The sequence below is a fragment of the Flagellimonas profundi genome, assembly GCF_017313275.1.
GTDB classification, from domain to species: Bacteria; Bacteroidota; Bacteroidia; order Flavobacteriales; family Flavobacteriaceae; genus Flagellimonas; species Flagellimonas profundi.
Window position 1 is genome coordinate 170,685 of record NZ_JAFLNM010000005.1, and the last position, 19,536, is coordinate 190,220.

Annotated in this window: 19 protein-coding genes; 12 read left to right on the plus strand and 7 right to left on the minus strand. The window is 42.3% G+C overall.

The features are described 5' to 3' along the window. Positions 1–8: 8 nt before the first annotated feature. From J0654_RS17295 to J0654_RS17310, 4 genes are all read right to left on the minus strand, one after another. Complete coding sequence (locus J0654_RS17295) at positions 9–218, minus strand: hypothetical protein (RefSeq protein WP_207030365.1); 210 nt, start codon at positions 216–218, stop codon at positions 9–11. 237 nt (positions 219–455) lie between these two features. Beyond that, entirely contained in the window at positions 456–980 is a 525-nt protein-coding gene (locus J0654_RS17300; protein ID WP_207030366.1) for a DUF4136 domain-containing protein, read from the minus strand. Positions 981–1,044: 64 nt separating this feature from the next. Continuing rightward, positions 1,045–2,046 carry a GTPase ObgE gene (obgE, locus tag J0654_RS17305; RefSeq protein WP_207030367.1) on the minus strand — a complete coding sequence of 334 codons (1,002 nt, stop codon included), beginning with the start codon at positions 2,044–2,046 and terminating at the stop codon, positions 1,045–1,047. Between the two features lie 33 nt (positions 2,047–2,079). Next, complete coding sequence (locus J0654_RS17310; protein ID WP_207030368.1) at positions 2,080–3,186, minus strand: adenylate kinase; 1,107 nt, start codon at positions 3,184–3,186, stop codon at positions 2,080–2,082. A 117-nt stretch (positions 3,187–3,303) separates the two neighbouring features. On the opposite strand from J0654_RS17310, the gene J0654_RS17315 reads away from it, so the two are divergent. The 6 genes from J0654_RS17315 (at position 3,304) to J0654_RS17340 (ending at position 8,315) form a co-directional block, all read left to right on the plus strand. Continuing rightward, positions 3,304–4,458 (plus strand): 5-(carboxyamino)imidazole ribonucleotide synthase, encoded by a 1,155-nt coding sequence (locus J0654_RS17315; protein ID WP_207030369.1) that lies wholly within the window; start codon positions 3,304–3,306, stop codon positions 4,456–4,458. Between the two features lie 3 nt (positions 4,459–4,461). Beyond that, positions 4,462–4,956, plus strand: a complete 495-nt coding sequence (gene purE, locus J0654_RS17320; protein ID WP_207030370.1) for a 5-(carboxyamino)imidazole ribonucleotide mutase — start codon at positions 4,462–4,464, stop codon at positions 4,954–4,956. Between the two features lie 16 nt (positions 4,957–4,972). Next, positions 4,973–5,365: a hypothetical protein gene (locus J0654_RS17325; protein ID WP_207030371.1), complete on the plus strand. Its 393-nt coding sequence runs from the start codon at positions 4,973–4,975 to the stop codon at positions 5,363–5,365. Between the two features lie 5 nt (positions 5,366–5,370). After that, positions 5,371–7,398: a M3 family metallopeptidase gene (locus J0654_RS17330; protein WP_207030372.1), complete on the plus strand. Its 2,028-nt coding sequence runs from the start codon at positions 5,371–5,373 to the stop codon at positions 7,396–7,398. A gap of 129 nt (positions 7,399–7,527) precedes the next feature. Further along, positions 7,528–8,082, plus strand: coding sequence for a sigma-70 family RNA polymerase sigma factor (locus tag J0654_RS17335; RefSeq protein ID WP_207030373.1), 555 nt, complete (start codon positions 7,528–7,530; stop codon positions 8,080–8,082). Positions 8,083–8,084: 2 nt separating this feature from the next. Continuing rightward, complete coding sequence (locus J0654_RS17340; protein WP_207030374.1) at positions 8,085–8,315, plus strand: hypothetical protein; 231 nt, start codon at positions 8,085–8,087, stop codon at positions 8,313–8,315. On the opposite strand, the gene J0654_RS17345 is transcribed toward J0654_RS17340, so the two are convergent. After that, positions 8,312–9,136: a UbiA prenyltransferase family protein gene (locus J0654_RS17345; RefSeq protein ID WP_207030375.1), complete on the minus strand. Its 825-nt coding sequence runs from the start codon at positions 9,134–9,136 to the stop codon at positions 8,312–8,314. The genes J0654_RS17340 and J0654_RS17345 overlap by 4 nt on opposite strands. 125 nt (positions 9,137–9,261) lie before the next feature. Here J0654_RS17345 and gcvP point away from each other — a divergent pair, with 125 nt between their 5' ends. The 4 genes from gcvP (at position 9,262) to J0654_RS17365 (ending at position 14,750) form a co-directional block, all read left to right on the plus strand. Continuing rightward, entirely contained in the window at positions 9,262–12,114 is a 2,853-nt protein-coding gene (gcvP, locus tag J0654_RS17350) for an aminomethyl-transferring glycine dehydrogenase (protein WP_207030421.1), read from the plus strand. 169 nt (positions 12,115–12,283) lie between these two features. Next, positions 12,284–13,342 carry a 3-oxoacyl-ACP synthase III family protein gene (locus J0654_RS17355; RefSeq protein WP_207030376.1) on the plus strand — a complete coding sequence of 353 codons (1,059 nt, stop codon included), beginning with the start codon at positions 12,284–12,286 and terminating at the stop codon, positions 13,340–13,342. Beyond that, entirely contained in the window at positions 13,343–13,864 is a 522-nt protein-coding gene (locus J0654_RS17360; protein WP_207030377.1) for a class I SAM-dependent methyltransferase, read from the plus strand. It abuts the gene before it with no gap. 43 nt (positions 13,865–13,907) lie between these two features. Continuing rightward, complete coding sequence (locus J0654_RS17365; protein ID WP_207030378.1) at positions 13,908–14,750, plus strand: glycosyltransferase family 2 protein; 843 nt, start codon at positions 13,908–13,910, stop codon at positions 14,748–14,750. Here J0654_RS17365 and pafA read toward each other — a convergent pair whose 3' ends face one another. Beyond that, complete coding sequence (gene pafA / locus J0654_RS17370; protein WP_207030379.1) at positions 14,751–16,427, minus strand: alkaline phosphatase PafA; 1,677 nt, start codon at positions 16,425–16,427, stop codon at positions 14,751–14,753. It abuts the gene before it with no gap. A gap of 116 nt (positions 16,428–16,543) precedes the next feature. Between pafA and J0654_RS17375 the strand changes: the two genes are divergently transcribed. After that, positions 16,544–17,281, plus strand: coding sequence for an MlaE family ABC transporter permease (locus tag J0654_RS17375; protein WP_207030380.1), 738 nt, complete (start codon positions 16,544–16,546; stop codon positions 17,279–17,281). Further along, positions 17,281–18,048: an ABC transporter ATP-binding protein gene (locus tag J0654_RS17380; RefSeq protein WP_207030422.1), complete on the plus strand. Its 768-nt coding sequence runs from the start codon at positions 17,281–17,283 to the stop codon at positions 18,046–18,048. Before J0654_RS17375 ends, J0654_RS17380 begins: the two co-directional genes overlap by 1 nt. A gap of 24 nt (positions 18,049–18,072) precedes the next feature. Here J0654_RS17380 and J0654_RS17385 read toward each other — a convergent pair whose 3' ends face one another. Next, positions 18,073–19,533, minus strand: coding sequence for a DUF389 domain-containing protein (locus J0654_RS17385; protein ID WP_207030381.1), 1,461 nt, complete (start codon positions 19,531–19,533; stop codon positions 18,073–18,075). Between the last annotated feature and the right edge of the window lie 3 nt (positions 19,534–19,536).

The window sequence follows — 19,536 nt, forward strand, 5'->3', positions numbered from 1 at the left end:
ATACCACACTAAGATTTTTGTGCAGCTTTTCTTTTAAAGGGGTTGCAGCACGATTTTCCCTGTGGCAAAAAGGCAATCCACATCATGGTTGAGCCTGTATAGAAAAATGGGAAGTATTCCATGTATTCCCAAGCATTGAACCTACCGTATATTCCAACCAATACTCCAAGGATACCTAGGGAGAATACAACTTTTTGTCTTGTGTTCAGTTTTTTCATTTTGATGAATTTTGTGACCGCTTCAGCGGATTATAGAATTATACTTACTAAAAGTGAAATGATCAATTTGGCTAGTGCTATCATGACTGTTCTGTTTTAGAATTTATTTCTGAAACTAAAGTACAATAGAACCCTTGCCCGTTGAAGTGAATTATGACAAGTGGTAATTTAGACCAACCGAACGGTAAAGTCATTGAATTTTAAATTGGAAAAGATACAACACCTTGATTATCAAGGCTATTTTACTTTTGGAGGGAATTTGGAAAACACTTTTTTCACTACAGCCCTGAGCTTATCCTCGCGCACACTGGGCGAGGCGTTCTCAGAAAGCCCACTCTCGGCCACAGCCTGCCAAACAAGAGCATCGCGTTGGGCATCCACCAAATCAAACTGTATGCTGCGCTGTAAATTAAGTCCTCCCAAGGGCAATCCTACGGAAATACCTCCGCCCACATTTCGACCGGTTCCACCAATACCAACCCCCACATTGCTGTTGGGAGCGCCTCGGTATTCGTCGCTCATAATATTGATAAAGAGTTCCGGTTCCTCGGCCAATCGGTACCCACGCGCCTTTAAAGTGGAATCCAGGGCGCGCAGCAAGCGCTTTTCATCCAACTGGCTTAGGCCAGATTGCATATCGGCATAATAGTTATAGGTAGAGTAACTTGAGAAGTCAACGGTCTTATCGTAATCGTAATTTACCCTGACAGAACTACAGGACAACAAGGAAAGCACCAATAGTATGGAAAGTAAATATCGCATAATCAACATTTGGGTCCTTCTAAATTTAATCAATAAATTGATTGGATATAAAGAAGTAGGGACACTATTCGTTCAATAGCTTCCAAAGTCTATCTTTTAACTGTTGGATTCCCAATCCACTTACCGATGATATGAACATGTAGGGGACATCCTTAAAATCTTCTTTCATATCCTCATCCATTTCATCAATGAGTTCCTGATCCAGCATATCGCATTTGGAAATGGCCACCAAACGCCCTTTGTCCAACAATTCGGGGTTGTACCTTCTCAATTCGTCCAAAAGAATATTGTATTCCTGACTGATGTCCTTGCTATCGGCCGGAATCAAAAACAAAAGGGTGGCATTACGTTCAATGTGGCGAAGGAAATAATGTCCCAGTCCCTTACCTTCGGCGGCACCTTCAATAATTCCTGGGATATCGGCCATTACAAAACTTTGAAAGTCCCGATATTCAACGATGCCCAAATTGGGCTTTAGGGTGGTAAACTCGTAATTGGCGATTTTGGGCTTGGCAGAGGTCATTACCGAAAGGAGCGTGGATTTACCTGCATTGGGAAAACCAACCAGTCCTACATCGGCCAACACCTTAAGTTCGAGTGTCACATGACCTTCTTGCCCCTTTATACCTGGCTGGGCATACCTTGGGGTTTGGTTTGTGGCACTTTTAAAATGCCAATTCCCCAATCCTCCCATACCACCTTCGAGGACAATTTTCTCCTCTCCGTCTTCGGTAATCTCAAAAAGTACTTTATTGGTTTCAGTATCGCGTACTACCGTTCCCAAGGGCACTTCCAAATACACATCTTCGCCATCGGCACCGGTACTGCGGCTTTTTGCGCCATGTTCCCCGTGACCTGCTTTAAAATGCTTTTTAAACTTGTAGTGGACCAACGTCCATAGGTTTTTGTTCCCTTTGACTATAACATGACCGCCACGACCACCATCACCTCCATCCGGGCCACCTTTGGCCACATATTTTTCGCGACGTAAATGCGCAGAACCTTTACCTCCGTTTCCAGAAGAAATATGCACTTTTACATAGTCTACAAAATTTCCTTCGGTCATATTCTAATATAAAAAAGTCTGTGTGGAAACCAATTACAGGGAGTCGATTACCTTGCCCAAACGCTTGGTAATCTCATTGATCTCACCTATTCCGTTTACAGAGTGGAATTTCCCCTGTTTTTCGTAGTAGGCTTTCAATGGAGCCGTTTTTTCATTGTATTCATCAAAACGGTTACGGATCTTGCTTTCGTCCTGATCATCGGAACGACCACTGCTTTTACCACGCTCCAATAGGCGCTCCACCAAAATATCGTCCTCAGCTTCCAAGGCTATGGTTGCGTTTACCTTCATATCCTTTGATTCCAAGAAATTGTCCAATGCTTCTGCCTGGGCAGCTGTACGTGGAAATCCATCAAAAATAAAACCTGCCGCATCCGGGTTTTTCTCCACCTCGGCTTTTAGCATATCAATGGTTACCTCATCGGGAACCAAATCTCCTTTATCAATATAAGACTTGGCCAAATTACCAAGCTCGGTTCCATTTTTAATGTTGTAACGGAAAACATCCCCAGTGGAAATGTGTTTCAAATTATACTTTTCCTTTAGGAACCCTGCTTGGGTACCCTTTCCAGCTCCTGGCTTTCCAAAAAGCACTAGGTTGATCATATCTGTTTGATTTAATTGGTAAACTTCTCTAAGGTTTCGGCCCAGCTCATTATAGTCCAGTCCATAACCCACAATAAAATGATCGGGGATCTCCAGCCCTACGTAATCGATGGTGTATTCGCCATTGTAAACATCAGACTTGTAAAAAAGCGTCCCGATTCTAAATTCTTTTACATTGGTGTTGCTGAACAAGTGTACCAGCTGTTTTAAGGTACGACCTGTGTCCACTACATCTTCTAAAATAATAACACTCTTTCCTTCCACCTCATCCGGTACGTCCAATAATGTCTCCACAATACCGGTTGACGTTAACCCTTGGTACGAGCTCAACCGCACAAAGGAAACCTCGCACGGGTGCTGATACGCTTTAAGAAAATCGGCCACGAACATAAAAGCACCATTGAGCACTCCGACAAAAAGGGGTGTTTCATCCTTGTAATCGGCAGCAATTTCCTTTGCCATTTTATCAATGGCTGCAAGGATTTGTTCTTCCTTTATATACGGCTTAAAAATCTTATCGTGAAGCTTGATCAATGTGTTCGAGTTATGGTCAGGTTGGCAAAGATAATATTTTTAAAGCTGCTAAGCCCTTACATCTTTTATACCCTCGTGGATTTCATGTATTTTTGTCCACATTCAATTTAAAAATCAATGCAATTTTTCTCTTCCAAATTTAAACTGGGAATTTTAGGTGGTGGACAATTGGGCAAAATGATGCTCTACGAAACCAGAAAATGGGATATACAAACCAAAGTCATGGATGCTTCGGCCGAAGCCCCTTGCAAAATAGCCTGCAATGAGTTTGTACAAGGCAGTCTGATGGATTTTGACACCGTTTATGCCTTCGGAAAAGATGTTGATGTACTCACCATCGAAATTGAAAACGTAAACATAGATGCGCTTGAGAAACTCGAGCACGAAGGGATTAAAGTATACCCCCCGACCAAGACCTTGAGGACCATACAGAACAAGGCCGTACAAAAATTGTTCTATACCGACCACGATATTCCCACAGCTCCTTTTACACGCTTTGCCTACACTTCGGAAATCAAGGACAGTATTAACAACGGAGGACTTTCGCTACCATTTGTTTGGAAGAGTGCTCAATTTGGTTATGATGGACAGGGCGTAAAGGTAGTCCGAAAGATGGAAGATCTTAAAGACCTGCCCAATGTGGAGTGCATTGCAGAAAGTATGATAGATTTTAAAAATGAATTGGCCGTTGTGGTAGCACGGAACACCCAAGGAGAGGTAAAGACATATCCTGTGGTCGAGATGGAGTTCCACCCGGAAGCTAATCAAGTAGAATACGTTATCTGCCCTGCACGAATTGACGATTCCGTAGCCAAAAAAGCCCAAGAAGTGGCCCTGAAGGTTTCCGAGCACATGAAACACGTAGGGCTGTTGGCGGTAGAAATGTTCCAGACCAAGGACGATCAAATTTTGGTCAACGAATCTGCCCCAAGACCACACAATAGCGGACACTACAGTATTGAAGCTGCGTACACCAACCAATTCGAGCAACATATTCGTGCCATTTTAGGCTTGCCGCTCGGAAAAACGGATAGCAAAGTAGCTGGAATTATGGTTAACTTGGTAGGCGCCGAAGGATATACGGGAGATGTGGTTTATGAGAACATCGAAAAAATACTGCAGATGGAGGGGGTTACCCCGCACATTTACGGCAAAAAACAAACACGTCCGTTTCGTAAGATGGGACACGTGACCATTGTGGACGAAAATATGGCAAGGGCCAGAGAGGTGGCTCAGCAGGTAAAAGAAACGATTAAAGTGATAAGCAAATAAGATATGAGCAAAGTAGCCGTGATCATGGGAAGCACAAGTGACCTTCCCGTTATGCAAGACGCCATCGATATATTGAAGGAATTGGGAGTAGATGTGGAAGTGGATATCGTATCCGCCCACAGAACACCCGAAAAATTGTTCAGTTTTAGCAAGAGCGCACACACCAATGGCTTTTCCGCCATTATTGCGGGAGCTGGTGGAGCAGCGCATTTGCCGGGCATGGTGGCCTCGTTATCCCCTTTGCCTGTTATCGGAGTCCCTGTAAAAAGTAGTAATTCCATTGATGGGTGGGATTCTGTCCTATCCATTTTGCAAATGCCCGGAGGTGTTCCCGTAGCCACAGTTGCCCTGAACGGCGCCAAAAATGCTGGAATCCTTGCGGCACAGATCATTGGAAGTTCCAACAAGAAAATCATGGACAACCTTATAGCTTACAAAGAAGGCCTCAAGGAAAAAGTGATCAAAGGGGCCGAAGAAGTGAAGAAAACGTACCAATAGTAAATCGTGATCGATCGTGAACTATAATCAAATAGGCATATTGGTGGGCATTTGTGCCATTGCCTTTTTTGGCTTCACGCTGAGAAAAGTGGGCAACCCCTATGTAAAAGGACTCTGGAAAAGCGGTCTTTTGGTATTTACAATTTATGCTGCCCTTCTAATTTTTATTGAAATTCGTTGGCAATTCATTTCGGATTATGCCAGTACATACGACTTAAACGGAAATGGTTTTGTAGATCTTAACGAATACTCTGATGAGGCCATTGCTGCCATGAACAAAATGACCAGTAGCGCCAAGGAAAGAAACTATGCCGCTTTAACCATAGCAGGGCTTTCTTCCATAATTGGTTTTGCTTACCTGTTGAGTGATTGGACCATAACGCGTTTAAAAAACAAAGAACAGAAGTAACAACTATGAACAATCCATTGTTGGAGCCATTCAACCAAGCTCCATTTTCAAAAATAAAAAACGAACATTTTAAGCCCGCATTTCTGCAGGCCATAGAGGATACCAAAAAGGAAATCGATGACATTGTAAACAACCCGGAACCGCCCACTTTTAAAAACACCTTGGAGGCATTGGACTTTTCCGGACAGCAATTGGATCGTATCTCGAGCATTTTTTTCAATCTGAATTCAGCGGAAACCAACGAGGAAATTCAAAAAATAGCCCAAGAAGTATCTCCGCTGTTATCAGAGTTCAGCAACGACATTACTCTGAACGAAGGGCTTTTTGCACGTATCAAAACGGTTTATGAAAAACGTGATTCGTTAGACCTTACCAAAGAGCAGCAGACCCTTCTTGAAAAGAAATACAAGAATTTCAGCAGGAATGGGGCCAACTTAAAAGAGGAAAACAAAAAGCGCCTAAGAGAAATCGATACAGAACTGGCCAAGTTGAAGCTCACATTTGGTGAAAATGTATTGGCCGAGACCAATAAATACGAAATGTTCCTCACGGATGAAAAAGATGTGGAAGGACTTCCAGAAGGTACCAAAGAAGCAGCGGCACAACTAGCAGAGTCCAAAGGCAAGCAAGGTTGGTTGATCACCTTGGACTATCCGAGTTATATCCCATTTATGAAATATGCCAAAAACAGGGAATTGCGCAAAGAACTTTCTTTGGCCTTTGGCAGCAAAGGTTTTCATAATGATGAGTTGGACAATCAAGAAAATGTAAAGCGCATTGTTAATCTACGTCACGAAAGGGCCAATCTTTTAGGGTATAAAACCCATGCTGATTTTGTGCTCGAAGAGCGTATGGCCGAGACCCCCGAAAAAGTGCTTGACTTCCTGAACGAACTTTTAGAGAAAGCCAAACCTGCCGCCGAAAGGGAATTCGGCGAACTGGAGGCCTATGCCAAGGAGTTGGACAACATTGACCGTTTGGAAAAATGGGACAGCGCTTACTATTCCGAAAAGTTGAAGCAAAAGCTGTTCAATTTGGATGACGAAAAGCTGAAACCCTATTTTAAACTGGAAAATGTAATAAACGGGGTCTTTGAGGTTGCGGAAAAACTCTTTGGGCTTACGTTTAAAGAAGTGGACAATATAGATAAATACCACAAGGAAGTGAAAACATTTGAGGTGTATGAGAATGACAACTTCATATCTCTGTTCTACGCCGACTTCCACCCCAGACCGGGAAAACGTGGTGGCGCCTGGATGACCTCCTACAAACCACAATATACCCTTGGAGGAAAAAACAGTAGGCCACATATTTCCAATGTGTGCAATTTTACCAAACCAACAAGCTCAAAACCGTCCTTGCTTACGTTCAACGAAGTAACCACACTTTTCCATGAATTCGGACACGCCCTGCACGGTATGTTGGCCAATACCACCTACCCTAGCCTATCGGGAACATCGGTGTACTGGGATTTTGTGGAACTACCCAGTCAAGTAATGGAAAACTGGTGTTACGAAAAGGATGCCTTGGAACTTTTTGCCCACCATTATGAAACAGGGGAGTTGATTCCCATGGAGTTGGTGGAAAAAATCAAGGAATCCGCCACCTTTCAAGAAGGTATGGCCACGGTTCGTCAGTTGAGCTTTGGATTTTTGGATATGGCATGGCACGGAAAAGACCCATCGAACATCAAAGATGTAAAAGCTTACGAAACAGAAGCCTTTAAAGGCACCAACTTATTTCCAGAAACACCCGAAACGTGTATGAGCACCTCTTTTGCCCATATTTTTCAGGGCGGGTACTCATCCGGTTACTACAGCTATAAATGGGCAGAAGTACTGGATGCTGACGCTTTTGCCCATTTCAAGGAAAATGGGATTTTCAGTAAAATGGTAGCGGACAAATTCAAAGAACATGTACTTTCCAAAGGAGGCACGGAAAACCCCATGGACCTTTACAAAAAGTTCAGAGGGGCTGAACCCAATATAGATGCCCTGCTGGAGCGAGCAGGACTCTTGGAAACCAAAAGTTAAAAGTTTTCAAGTGCTAAAAAAGACCAAAATCATGTTTTTGTCAGCATTGATCGATTTATTCGTCTAATCCATTTTCAACCATGGGTTTAGATGCTCAAAAACCATTACATTTGGTAATTCGATAGGAATATGGCCAAGCACAAACTTCAACCGGACAATTGGGTGGACCAATATGCCGATTACCTCTTCAACTATGCAGTTTCTCGCGTAAGCGATGCCGAAATTGCAAAAGATTTGGTACAGGAAACCTTTTTCGCAGGTCTCAACTCGGCCAAAAACTTTAAAGGGGATGCTGCCGAACGTACTTGGCTGGTATCCATTCTTAAAAGAAAGGTTATAGACCATTATCGCAAAATAAATTCTAAAAAAGGGAAAGCAGAAGTTCGCATGAATTACAATTCCGATTCAGAAGCCGAAGGCGATTGGTTGGAACAACAAGTGGCCGATCCCTACAGCAAGGACGGCGACAATGTTCTGGAAAATGAAGAATTGGGTTCAGCAATTCAAGACTGTATCACAAAACTACCTCAAAAACAGGCCATGGTCTTTAAATTGAAGACCATTCAAGGTATGAGCACTGAAGATGTTTGTAATGAACTGGATATTAATCCGTCCAATCTGTGGGTGATGATCCATAGAGCAAGAACTGCACTTATGGGTTGTTTAAATGAAAATTGGTTTTAGGTATGAAGATTTCGTGTAAAGAGGCATCTAGCATTTGTGACAAATCCCAATATAAAGAGGCGAGTTGGTGGGACATCCTTAAACTTCGCATACATTTATCGTACTGCAAAGTATGCCGTGGATATTCCAAAAAGAACAGCGAATTAACCTCATTGTGCGATAGGGCGGGCCTGACCATGTTATCAGAAGATGACAAGGAAAAAATGAAGCAAGACTTGGAAGAGAAACGTTAAATATATTTTTCCACACACCAGAACATACAAAACCAGAAAATAGGAATCGCCTCCACCCAGAACATCACAAAATATTTAGATTGCAGTCTTTTGCCAGAAAGTAATACCAAGATAAGAGCAACACACAATATAGCCCTTAGGGCGATTTCCTGCTGATGTAATTCATCCCTTAAAAAAGTCAATAGAAAAAAAATCAGCGTCAAACCAATGCCCAATCGCGTGGTATTTTTAGCACCAAGCACCTGTGGCAAAGTCCTCAACCTTTTGTCGTCCCATTGCATATCCCTGATTTCGAAAGGCAGAATAAGTACCAAAACCAGCAACATGCGCTGGATAAAGGTTACGGCAAAGTCCCAGTCCAAGGTCATTTTTGCATCCAAAACTGGTAATAAAACCGAAAAACCGGCCCAAACAAAAGCCACGATGTAAATTTTGAGTCCTGCCAAATTTCTCAAGTTTTTGGCCCTTGGCAACAAAGGAACTGCGTACAATGCGGACAATACACCCAAGACAACAGTGGCCACCCAAATCTGTTCGTCCAATTGAATCAAGAAATAAATGGCGAAAGCAAAGGAAACAAAGCTGAATATTTGAATGACCTTATGGTATACATTGGACACGATAAGGTATTTATAGGCCTCCACACCATACTTTATAAAATTGTAACAAACAATCACACTAAAAAAGATAAAACCCAACAAATTGATATCCGAAGAACTCCCCAACAAATGAAAGGTAACCCCTGTCATGGAAATAACCGCAACGGCCACATGTATACTGGCATCCAGATAGAAATCAAAAATGGTTTTTAGGATTCTCATGTGTTAAAATCTTTGTCCTTTTGCCAAAGGTTAATTGGTCGTTAACAACTTTGCCGCATACACTTTCAAAATTGACTATTTTCATCGAATTTATCCCTAATTTTGTGCACTTTATTGGATTGAACATGAATACAGAGGTTTTTGCCGCCAGACACATTGGCATCACAGAGAGAGACTTGCCCCACATGCTCAAAACCATTGGGGTGGAAAACATGGAACAGCTCATTTATGAGACCATTCCCAATGATATCAAATTAAAAAAACCATTGGACCTCCCCGAAGGTATCAGTGAACATGAGTTCCTGAGCCATTTGGGTGAACTGGCCAAGAAAAACAAGGTTTTTAAAACCTATATCGGTTTGGGATACCACGAATCGTTTACCCCATCCGTAATCAAAAGAAATATTCTGGAAAATCCAGGTTGGTATACGGCCTACACACCTTATCAAGCAGAGATTGCCCAAGGTCGATTGGAGGCACTTTTGAATTTCCAGACCATGGTAAGCGACCTTACGGGCATGGAAATTGCCAATGCCTCCCTTTTGGATGAAAGTACAGCAGCAGCAGAGGCCATGAGCATGTTGTTCGAAGTACGCAGTCGCCAACAAAAGAAAGATGGAGTTGTCAAATTCTTCGTTTCCGAAGAAGTGCTACCTCAAACGTTGAGCTTATTGGAAACACGAGCTATACCTTTAGGTATAGAATTGGTCATTGGAAACCACGAGTCTTTTGATTTTTCCGAAAAATTTTATGGTGCATTATTGCAATATCCCGGTAAACATGGTCAAGTAAACGATTATGCGTCCTTTGTGGAAAAAGCCAAGGAGAACGAAATAAAAGTAGCCGTTGCCGCCGATATTTTGAGCTTGGTAATGCTCACTCCTCCTGGCGAATGGGGCGTAGATGCTGTTGTGGGAACCACACAACGTTTTGGGATTCCGTTGGGCTATGGTGGACCACACGCCGCATTCTTTGCTACCAAAGAAGCTTACAAAAGAAATATTCCAGGTCGTATTATCGGAATCACCAAGGATACAGATGGCAACCCGGCCTTACGTATGGCACTCCAAACTAGGGAGCAACATATTAAAAGAGATAAAGCAACCTCAAACATTTGTACCGCCCAGGTGCTTTTGGCCGTAATGGCGGGTATGTATGCGGTTTATCACGGACCGGAAGGTTTAAAATATATTGCCAACAAAGTGCACAACAATACCAAAAAGTTGGCCAAAACATTGGAAGGTTACGGTTTTGAGCAATTGAACAGCGCCTATTTTGACACGATTCAGGTGAAGGTGAAAAACCCAGGTCGACTTAAAGATGTAGCAGAAAGCAAGAGCATCAACTTACATTATATGGATGACTCCACGGTTTCTGTTTCATTGAACGAAGCTGTTTCCAATACTGATTTGGACACATTGATTTCTTGCTTCTTGGAATCACATGATTTGGATGAAAAATCTTTAGGGGAGATGCAGTTGGGTGAAGCCATTCCAAATTCATTGCAAAGGAAAACTCCATTTATGGAGCATGAAGTCTTCAACTCTTATCACTCAGAAACTGAGTTGATGCGTTATATCAAAAAATTGGAGCGCAAGGATTTGGCATTGAACCAATCCATGATTTCTTTGGGAAGCTGCACCATGAAGTTGAATGCGGCATCGGAAATGTTACCATTGAGCTGGGGAGAATGGGGCAACATCCACCCTTTTGTGCCTTTAAACCAAGCTGAAGGTTACCAAGAAGTCTTAAAATCATTGGAAGAGCAACTCAATGTAATTACAGGGTTTTCCGCTACTTCACTTCAACCAAACTCTGGTGCGCAAGGAGAGTACGCGGGACTTATGGTAATCCGAGCTTATCACGAATCAAGAGGCCAAGATCACAGAAACATTTGCTTGATACCTGCTTCTGCCCACGGAACCAATCCAGCTTCAGCCGTAATGGCTGGTATGAAAGTAGTTGTTACCAAAACCGATGAAAAAGGAAACATTGATTTGACAGATCTGGAGGAAAAAGTGGAAAAACATGCAGAAAACTTAGCTGCATTGATGGTCACTTACCCTTCCACCCATGGTGTTTTTGAATCATCTATAAGACAAATTACCAAACTCATCCACGATAACGGAGGTCAGGTCTACATGGATGGTGCCAACATGAACGCCCAAGTAGGGTTGACCAATCCTGCAACTATTGGGGCCGATGTATGCCATTTGAACCTGCACAAGACCTTTGCCATACCACACGGAGGTGGTGGGCCAGGCGTGGGACCTATTTGTGTGGCGGAACAATTAAAACCGTTTTTACCGACAAACCCAGTAATTCCCACTGGCGGAGAAAGTGCAATAACCGCTATTTCTTCGGCGCCATGGGGAAGTTCATTGGTTTGCCTGATTTCTTACGGATATATCAAAATGCTAGGCTCCGAAGGACTCACAAAAGCTACCGAAGCAGCCATTCTAAACGCAAACTACATTAAAGACCGTTTAAAAGGTAAGTTCGATGTACTTTACACAGGTGAGCGTGGACGTGCCGCCCACGAAATGATCATTGACTGTAGGCCCTTTAAAGCAAATGGAATAGAGGTTACGGATATCGCCAAGCGACTTATCGATTACGGATTCCATGCACCAACGGTTTCCTTCCCAGTTGCGGGAACATTGATGATAGAGCCGACCGAGAGTGAAAGCCGTGCCGAACTGGACCGTTTTTGCGATGCGCTATTATCTATTCGAGAGGAAATTGATGAAGCTTCTGCAGATGAAATGGATAATGTATTGAAAAATGCTCCTCACACCTTGAGCATGTTGACCAGCGATTCATGGAACCACTCCTATAGCAGGGAAAAAGCCGCTTTTCCATTACCTTATATCGCCGAAAACAAGTTTTGGCCAAGCATTAGAAGAACGGATGAAGCGTTTGGGGATCGTAATTTAATGTGCACTTGTGCTCCTATCGAAGAGTATATAGAAGCCTAAAAACCATCATAAACATTGAAAAAAGCCTTGATTCTAAAATTAGACCAAGGCTTTTTTCATATCCAGCCATATAAACGGTACCTTTTGAACATTGTAACAATTGTTATGCATGCATAGCACCTAAAGTTTAGATATCTTAACTTGTTTTTATTTAAAACCCCTATATAAAATGAAAATCGGCATTACAGGCACTGGAAGCTACATCCCTTCCATAGTAACCAAAAACGAAGATTTTTTGAATCATGAGTTTATGGAGACCGATGGGTCGGCCTTTGAACAACAGAACAATGTGATCATTGAGAAGTTCGAAGCGATAACAGGTATTGAAAATCGACGATATGCAAAACCAGACCTCAAGACTTCGGACATTGGCTTTTTGGCCGCCGAAGAAGCTATCGCGAATGCTGGAGTGGATAAAGAGGAACTTGATTACATCATCTTCGCACACAATTTTGGAGACCTGACACCCGGAAAAATTCAAGGGGACACTTTGCCAAGTTTGGCGACTCGCGTAAAGCACTTATTGCGTATCCAAAATCCAAAATGTGTTGCTTACGATCTAATTTTTGGTTGTCCAGGATGGATAGAGGGCATGATTCAGGCAACTGCTTTTATTAAAAGTGGTATGGCCAAAAAATGTTTGGTGATAGGCGGCGAAACCCTTTCTCGAGTTGTGGACAGGCACGACCGTGACAGTATGATTTTTTCCGATGGTGCCGGAGCTACCATTTTGGAGGCCGATCCACCTAACGGGGAGATATTGTCCCATGCCTCGGTAACTTATGCCAATGAGGAGGCCTATTATTTATATTTTGACAAATCCAATAGCCCTTCCGAATCCAAGGATACCCGGTACATAAAAATGCAGGGAAGAAAAATTTATGAGTTCGCTTGCGTTAACGTTCCCAAGGCCATGGCTTCCTGTTTGGATGATAGTGGCGTTGCAATCGATGATGTCAAGAAAATCTTTATTCATCAGGCCAATGAAAAAATGGATGAAGCCATCATCAAGCGATTCTATAAGATCTATGGAAAAGCCGTTCCAGAAAATATCATGCCCATGAGCATTCAAGATTTGGGCAACAGTTCAGTCGCCACTGTTCCCACTTTATATGATATGGTCCTTAAAGGCAAGCTACCGGAACATGAAGTAAAAAAGGGAGATGTTGTTATATTTGCAAGTGTTGGTGCCGGTATGAACATCAACGCCATTGTATACAAATATTAGATGTACGAGAACAACTTTCCCAATAAACGCTACAAGCATACTTTAGCATTCTTAAGAAAGCACATCAATACTTCAGAATCCATTTTGGACCTAGGAGTTGAAAATCCCTTTTCTGAAATAATGAAATCCAACGGGTACCAAGTGGAAAATACCCAAGGTGAAGATTTGGATTTCAAATTTGATAAAGTTGCACGATCAGATGCAGATGTGGTCACTGCCTTCGAGATTTTTGAACATTTGGTGGCTCCCTTAAATGTTTTGAAAGAGATAAAAGCCAAAAAAATAGTGGCAAGCGTACCTATGCGATTATGGTTTTCACCTGCCTACCGGAGCAAAACCGACCCATGGGACCGTCATTATCACGAATTTGAAGATTGGCAATTTGATTGGCTTTTGGAAAAGGCTGGTTGGACCATTAAGGATACTGCCAAATGGACAAACCCAACCAAAAAAATTGGGATACGGCCTATTCTAAGATACTTTACAAACAGGTACTATATTGTTTATGCCGAAAGGACCTAAAAGTAATTTGGGATAAGTGCCCGGTTTTTTGGAATTTTAGCAAATGCGAATCAGTATTGTTATCCCCGCCCATAATGAAGCAGTTTATTTAAAAGATTGCTTGGACTCCTTTGTGGGGCAAACTTATTTGCCCAACGAGCTTATTTTGGTGGATGACAATTCCTCGGATGATACTTTTAAAATAGCCGAGAGCTTTGCAAAGGAACACCACTGGATAAAAGTGCTTCAGCGTACATCTGCTGATGAACACGTACCTGGAAAAAAAGTGGTGGATACCTTTAATTTTGGACTGGAACACACCTCAGAATTTGACCTCATAGGAAAATTTGATGCGGACATTGTTCTACCTCCCAATTATTTTGAGCTCATCGTCAATCAATTTCAGGCCAATTGGAAACTGGGTATGTGCTCTGGACTTTTATACATCAAAAAAGGTGATCAATGGGTATATGAGCACATCTCCGATAAAACTCATATCAGAGGTCCTATAAAATTGTATCACAAAGCCTGTTTCAACAAAATAGGTGGTTTACGGCCCGGTGTTGGCTGGGATACGGTGGATATCCTTTTGGCCAACTACCACGATTTTGACACTTTAACGCTTACGGAACTCAAAGTAAAGCACCTCCGCCCAACGGGACATGGGTACAGTGCCAAAAACCATCGATCCAAAGGAGTTGCCATGTATAAAATGCGCTACGGTATTGTTCTCACCAAAATTGCCGCATTAAAAATGGCTTGGCAGGCCAAAAGCCCCAACCTCTACCTCCAAGCGATTTTGGGTTATCTGGCAGCATTCTTCCAACAACAACCCAAATACGTTTCCAAAAAAGAGGGCAAATTTATCCGTGGCTTTCGCTGGAAGGGTATTTGGTCGAAGTTGTGATTATTCAAACTCCAAAACCTCCTTTATCGGCTGTCCTGTAGCCCCATTCGGGAATGCAATGCCCAACAGGGCTGCAATGGTAGGAGCAATATCGGGAATCTCGGTACGGCTCACCGTACTTCCCTGCTTAATTCCCTTTCCGTAAAGCAATAATGGAACATGGGTATCGTAGATCTGTGCCGAACCATGGGTGGAACCCGTTCTACTGTAAGAGATGTAACCTACATTGGGCACAAGCAACACATCCCCGGAACGCTTTTGGTTATAGCCGTTCTGCAAAATGTACGGAATACCTTCGGTATATTCGTTTTTCCATATTTGGTACGCTGTGTACACTTGTCCAATACCTTCGTAAGCCAATAGTTCTCGTGCGATATCCTCTTGTGCATCATCCAAATCAATATCCAAATTGGCCAAAATCTTATGGTCCAAGAACAGTTGATAATTGGAAAGATCCCGTACCACATCGGTAGTTCCGTATTTGTACTGTAGAAACTCATCAAACTTGCTTTGCATACCATCCATATCCAAATATCCCGCTGGAATCTTGGAGTCCATTAAGTAGGATGGCACATTAATGGCTGCATGATCAGCGGTCAGGAAAACTGTGTATTCCCCTTCTCCCACTTTTTCGTCCAAAGTGGAAAGTATTCGGGCCAAATCTTGGTCCAGTCTAATATATGTGTCCTCCACTTCCTTGGAATTGACCCCAAAAAAATGACCCACATAATCGGTACTTGAAAAACTGATGGCCAAGAAATCGGTAATGGTATCAGCTCCCAAATCTTCCGCTTCCAAAGCCGCCAAGGCAAAATCCGCAGTAATGCTGTTCCCATAAGGACTTCTTCTTATCAGATCAAACTGACCATTTTGATCCCAAATGGCAGGCAGGTCGTGCGGAAAAGTATTCGTTGTTTCCCCTTTTTGCAATCCTTCATAATTATTGGCATCCAAACCGCTTTCCACATAAGTTTCAATGGGTTTTAGGGTATTCCACGGTTTCTTGTATACTTCAACCTTATCCGAAGCATTGAAATCCACTACCCACTGTGGCAATTCGTCCATATAATAGGAGCTGGTAATCCAATTTCCCGTTTCGCCACCTTCAAACCAATAAGCCGCATTGGCAGCATGGCCTGCAGGTAAAATGGCACCTCTGTCCTTCAAGGCAACACCAATCACTTTACCTCGTTTTTGAGTGTGCAAACGTAATTGATCGGTAATCGTGGTTACAAGCATTCGGTGCGGCGACATTTGTCCAGCATCCGAGGTTGTTCCCACTGAAGTATAGCTGTCATCACCTGCACAGTATACCTCTTCGCCCGATTCCTTATCGAACCAATTATTTCCAATAATGCCGTGCATGGAAGGGGTTGTCCCGGTATAGACAGAAGTGTGTCCAGGCCCCGTACTGGTAGGTGCATAGTTAAAATGATTGTTTTTGCAATTAAACCCCTCGTTTACCAATCTTTTAAAACCTCCTTCTCCGTATTGATTCCAAAAACGGGTCAAGTAGTCATACCTCATTTGATCGACCACAATGCCCACAACCAATTTTGGTGTTTGGGCAATGGGTGCAGGTTGAGCTGCTGCATCGTTCTTTTTTCTGCGTTGACCATAGGTAAAACTGATCATGCACAATGCTAAAATGGAAACTATAAAATTGCTTGTTTTCATGCTAGGGATTTAATCGAATAAGAGCAAAACTATTGAATTCTGCCGTTTAAAAATTTAAATCAAGGTTAAATGCTCCACAATATTCTTATTTTTATGACCTCAAGTCCATAAAACGCATGAAATACCTAGAAGCGATTGGAAAATACTTCATCATGATCTGGGAAGTATTTAAAAAACCTACCAAGTGGCGCATTATGAAAACCTTGATCTTCAAGGAAATCGATGAGCTGATTTATGGCGCCATGGGCATCATTATTTTTATTTCCTTTTTTATTGGCGGTGTTGTTACCATTCAAACAGCACTTAACCTAAATAGCCCCTTATTACCCAAAAGTCTTATTGGTTTTGCCACAAGGCAATCGATGATTCTGGAGTTTGCCCCTACCTTTACCTCCATTATTATGGCTGGGAAAGTAGGCTCTTACATTACTTCCAGCATTGGCACCATGAGGGTAACAGAGCAAATTGATGCTCTTGAGGTAATGGGCATCAACTCGTTGAACTATCTTGTTTTTCCAAAAATTGTTGCCACTATGTTATATCCTTTTGCAGTGGCTATTTCCATGTTTGTTGGTATTTTAGGAGGATGGGTCGCAGCTGTTTTTGGGGGTTTTGCACCCAGCGGGGAATTTATCCAAGGGCTACAAATGGATTTTGATTCGTTCCATGTGACCTATGCATTTATAAAATCGGTGGTTTTTGCCTTTGTAATCGCTACCGTACCATCTTATCATGGTTATTATATGACAGGGGGAGCCTTGGAAGTAGGAAAGGCCAGTACCACCTCGTTTGTATGGACCAGTGTGGTGATTATTATATTGAACTACGTATTAACACAATTGTTGTTGGGCTAATGATAGAGGTAGAGAACATACATAAATCGTTTGGGGACAATCACGTTCTAAAGGGAATTTCAACAATATTTGATAAAGGAAAGACCAACCTTATCATTGGGCAAAGTGGTTCGGGAAAAACAGTTTTTTTAAAATGCTTATTAGGCCTTTTTGAGCCCGACGAAGGAAGTATTTGCTACAACGGTCAATACTACTCCGACCTTTCGTTAAAAGAAAGAAGAAACCTAAGGCAAGAAATGGGTATGGTATTCCAAGGAAGTGCTCTTTTTGATTCCATGACCGTGGAAGGCAATGTCATGTTCCCGTTGGATATGTTTACCAACCAATCACAATCCGAAAAGCAAGATCGTGTGGATTTTGTTTTGAAGCGTGTCAACCTAGTTGATGCACACAAAAGGTATCCTGCTGAAATTTCCGGAGGTATGCAAAAGAGAGTTGCCATTGCTCGCGCCATTGTAATGAACCCAAAATACTTGTTTTGTGATGAACCCAATTCTGGACTAGATCCCAAAACAGCCATTTTGATAGATAACCTGATTCACGAAATCACACAGGAATACGATATAACCACGGTGATCAACACACACGACATGAACTCGGTGATGGAGATTGGGGAAAAAATCATCTTCTTAAAAAACGGACTTAAAGAATGGGAAGGAACAAACAAGGAAATCTTTAAGACCGAAAACAAAGCTGTTACCGATTTTGTTTATTCATCCGAGCTCTTTAAAAAAGTGCGGCAAATGTATATTGAGGAACGGAATTAAGGTGGATATCGGACATTTAAATAATTAATCCACTTCTTTGATAACCAAAGTCGAATCCTGAAGGCGCAGCTTTAACCAAGCCAACATTTTTTTTGTATCCGATTCCTTTTGACTTGAACTCACACCACTTTTCCAATTCACCTCAAAAACAGGTATGGTATCCGTTTTTTTAAAATCGGTGCGAACTTGATATGAAAAACCCAATGCATCGATATTCTCATAATTGGCCTTGGCCTCTGCACTAATATTCTGGAAAGGAATCCGTTTGCCCGCGTTTTTGGTCAAAGTGGCCAATTCTTCTTCGAGCAATCGAATTTGTTCGTCTTTGTTCAGCAGTTCCGCTTTGTTTTTTTCATAAAGTTCACTCACGTAATTGAACTTTTCCTCGGAATCGTCCTTCCCTCCTTGTATAATATGGAGCTCTGCATTCTTTAGCCTTGAGAATTGGTTTTTTTGTGTGCGCCAAGTATTTATCACATTCTCCGGAACCAATTCATCCCCCATAAACACAACTTCTATCATGGAAGCTCCATCATCCACATATTCCAATTTTGTGAGGTTGTCCACATATCTACCGGAACCATCAAACTGATACACCTCCACCGTTTCCTGTAAAAACTCCTGGGCCTGTTTTTTAAAAAGTGATTCTTGAAATACTTTATAAAATGTAAAACCTGCGGGAATCATCACCAAAACGCCGGTAATGGAAGCCAAACGTGCAATAAGCCTCCTCCTATGGGAATTCGCGTATCGCACCATCGGAAACCTTAAAAACTTGATGACCAGAAAAGTAGCCAAACCAATAAAAATGGTATTGATGGTAAAAAGGTACATGGCACCTGCCGCATACCAAGGTTTTCCTATGGCCAAACCAAAGCCTACAGTACATAAAGGAGGCATCAGGGCCGTTGCGATTGCCACACCAAAAATAACACTGGCAATGGTTCCTTTTTTGGCTCGGGCGATCACAAGGGCCAGTCCACCAAAAAATGCAATCAGTACATCCCGGATATCGGGCTTGGTACGCGCCAGCAATTCCGATGATTCATCCCGTAGTGGAAAAAAGTAGAAAAATAGAAACGCGGTTATCACGCTCAACACCACCATTACAGCAAAGTTTTTGAGCGATCTTCTCAATGTATCGATATCATTTATGGCCAAGGACATGCCCATTCCCAAAATGGGACCCATCAAAGGGGAAATAAGCATGGCGCCGATAACCACTGCTGTAGAGTTTGCGTTCAACCCAATAGAGGCAATAAAAATAGAACATATCAAAATCCAAGTGGTATGGTTTTTAAAGGGTATATCGGCAATTATGGATTCCTTTGTGGCGGCGGCATCTGTATTGGAGCGTATTTCCAATAAGTCCGATAGGAACTTGCGCACACTGCCCAAAAGGCCCTTAAAGTCCTTTTTTACCTCATCTCCACTATCTTGATTGGGAGCTGTGGTTTCCATACCCTTTTTTTGTTCTTCGCTCATCTA

Bases quoted from the DNA above. Each gene is read 5' to 3' on its own strand.
- J0654_RS17295 (WP_207030365.1), bottom strand. From the start codon at position 218: ATGAAAAAACTGAACACAAGACAAAAAGTTGTATTCTCCCTAGGTATC.
- J0654_RS17300 (WP_207030366.1), bottom strand. From the start codon at position 980: ATGCGATATTTACTTTCCATACTATTGGTGCTTTCCTTGTTGTCCTGT.
- obgE (WP_207030367.1), bottom strand. From the start codon at position 2,046: ATGACCGAAGGAAATTTTGTAGACTATGTAAAAGTGCATATTTCTTCT.
- J0654_RS17315 (WP_207030369.1), top strand. From the start codon at position 3,304: ATGCAATTTTTCTCTTCCAAATTTAAACTGGGAATTTTAGGTGGTGGA.
- purE (WP_207030370.1), top strand. From the start codon at position 4,462: ATGAGCAAAGTAGCCGTGATCATGGGAAGCACAAGTGACCTTCCCGTT.
- J0654_RS17330 (WP_207030372.1), top strand. From the start codon at position 5,371: ATGAACAATCCATTGTTGGAGCCATTCAACCAAGCTCCATTTTCAAAA.
- J0654_RS17335 (WP_207030373.1), top strand. From the start codon at position 7,528: ATGGCCAAGCACAAACTTCAACCGGACAATTGGGTGGACCAATATGCC.
- J0654_RS17340 (WP_207030374.1), top strand. From the start codon at position 8,085: ATGAAGATTTCGTGTAAAGAGGCATCTAGCATTTGTGACAAATCCCAA.
- J0654_RS17345 (WP_207030375.1), bottom strand. From the start codon at position 9,136: ATGAGAATCCTAAAAACCATTTTTGATTTCTATCTGGATGCCAGTATA.
- gcvP (WP_207030421.1), top strand. From the start codon at position 9,262: ATGAATACAGAGGTTTTTGCCGCCAGACACATTGGCATCACAGAGAGA.
- J0654_RS17355 (WP_207030376.1), top strand. From the start codon at position 12,284: ATGAAAATCGGCATTACAGGCACTGGAAGCTACATCCCTTCCATAGTA.
- J0654_RS17360 (WP_207030377.1), top strand. From the start codon at position 13,343: ATGTACGAGAACAACTTTCCCAATAAACGCTACAAGCATACTTTAGCA.
- J0654_RS17365 (WP_207030378.1), top strand. From the start codon at position 13,908: ATGCGAATCAGTATTGTTATCCCCGCCCATAATGAAGCAGTTTATTTA.
- pafA (WP_207030379.1), bottom strand. From the start codon at position 16,427: ATGAAAACAAGCAATTTTATAGTTTCCATTTTAGCATTGTGCATGATC.
- J0654_RS17375 (WP_207030380.1), top strand. From the start codon at position 16,544: ATGAAATACCTAGAAGCGATTGGAAAATACTTCATCATGATCTGGGAA.
- J0654_RS17380 (WP_207030422.1), top strand. From the start codon at position 17,281: ATGATAGAGGTAGAGAACATACATAAATCGTTTGGGGACAATCACGTT.
- J0654_RS17385 (WP_207030381.1), bottom strand. From the start codon at position 19,533: ATGAGCGAAGAACAAAAAAAGGGTATGGAAACCACAGCTCCCAATCAA.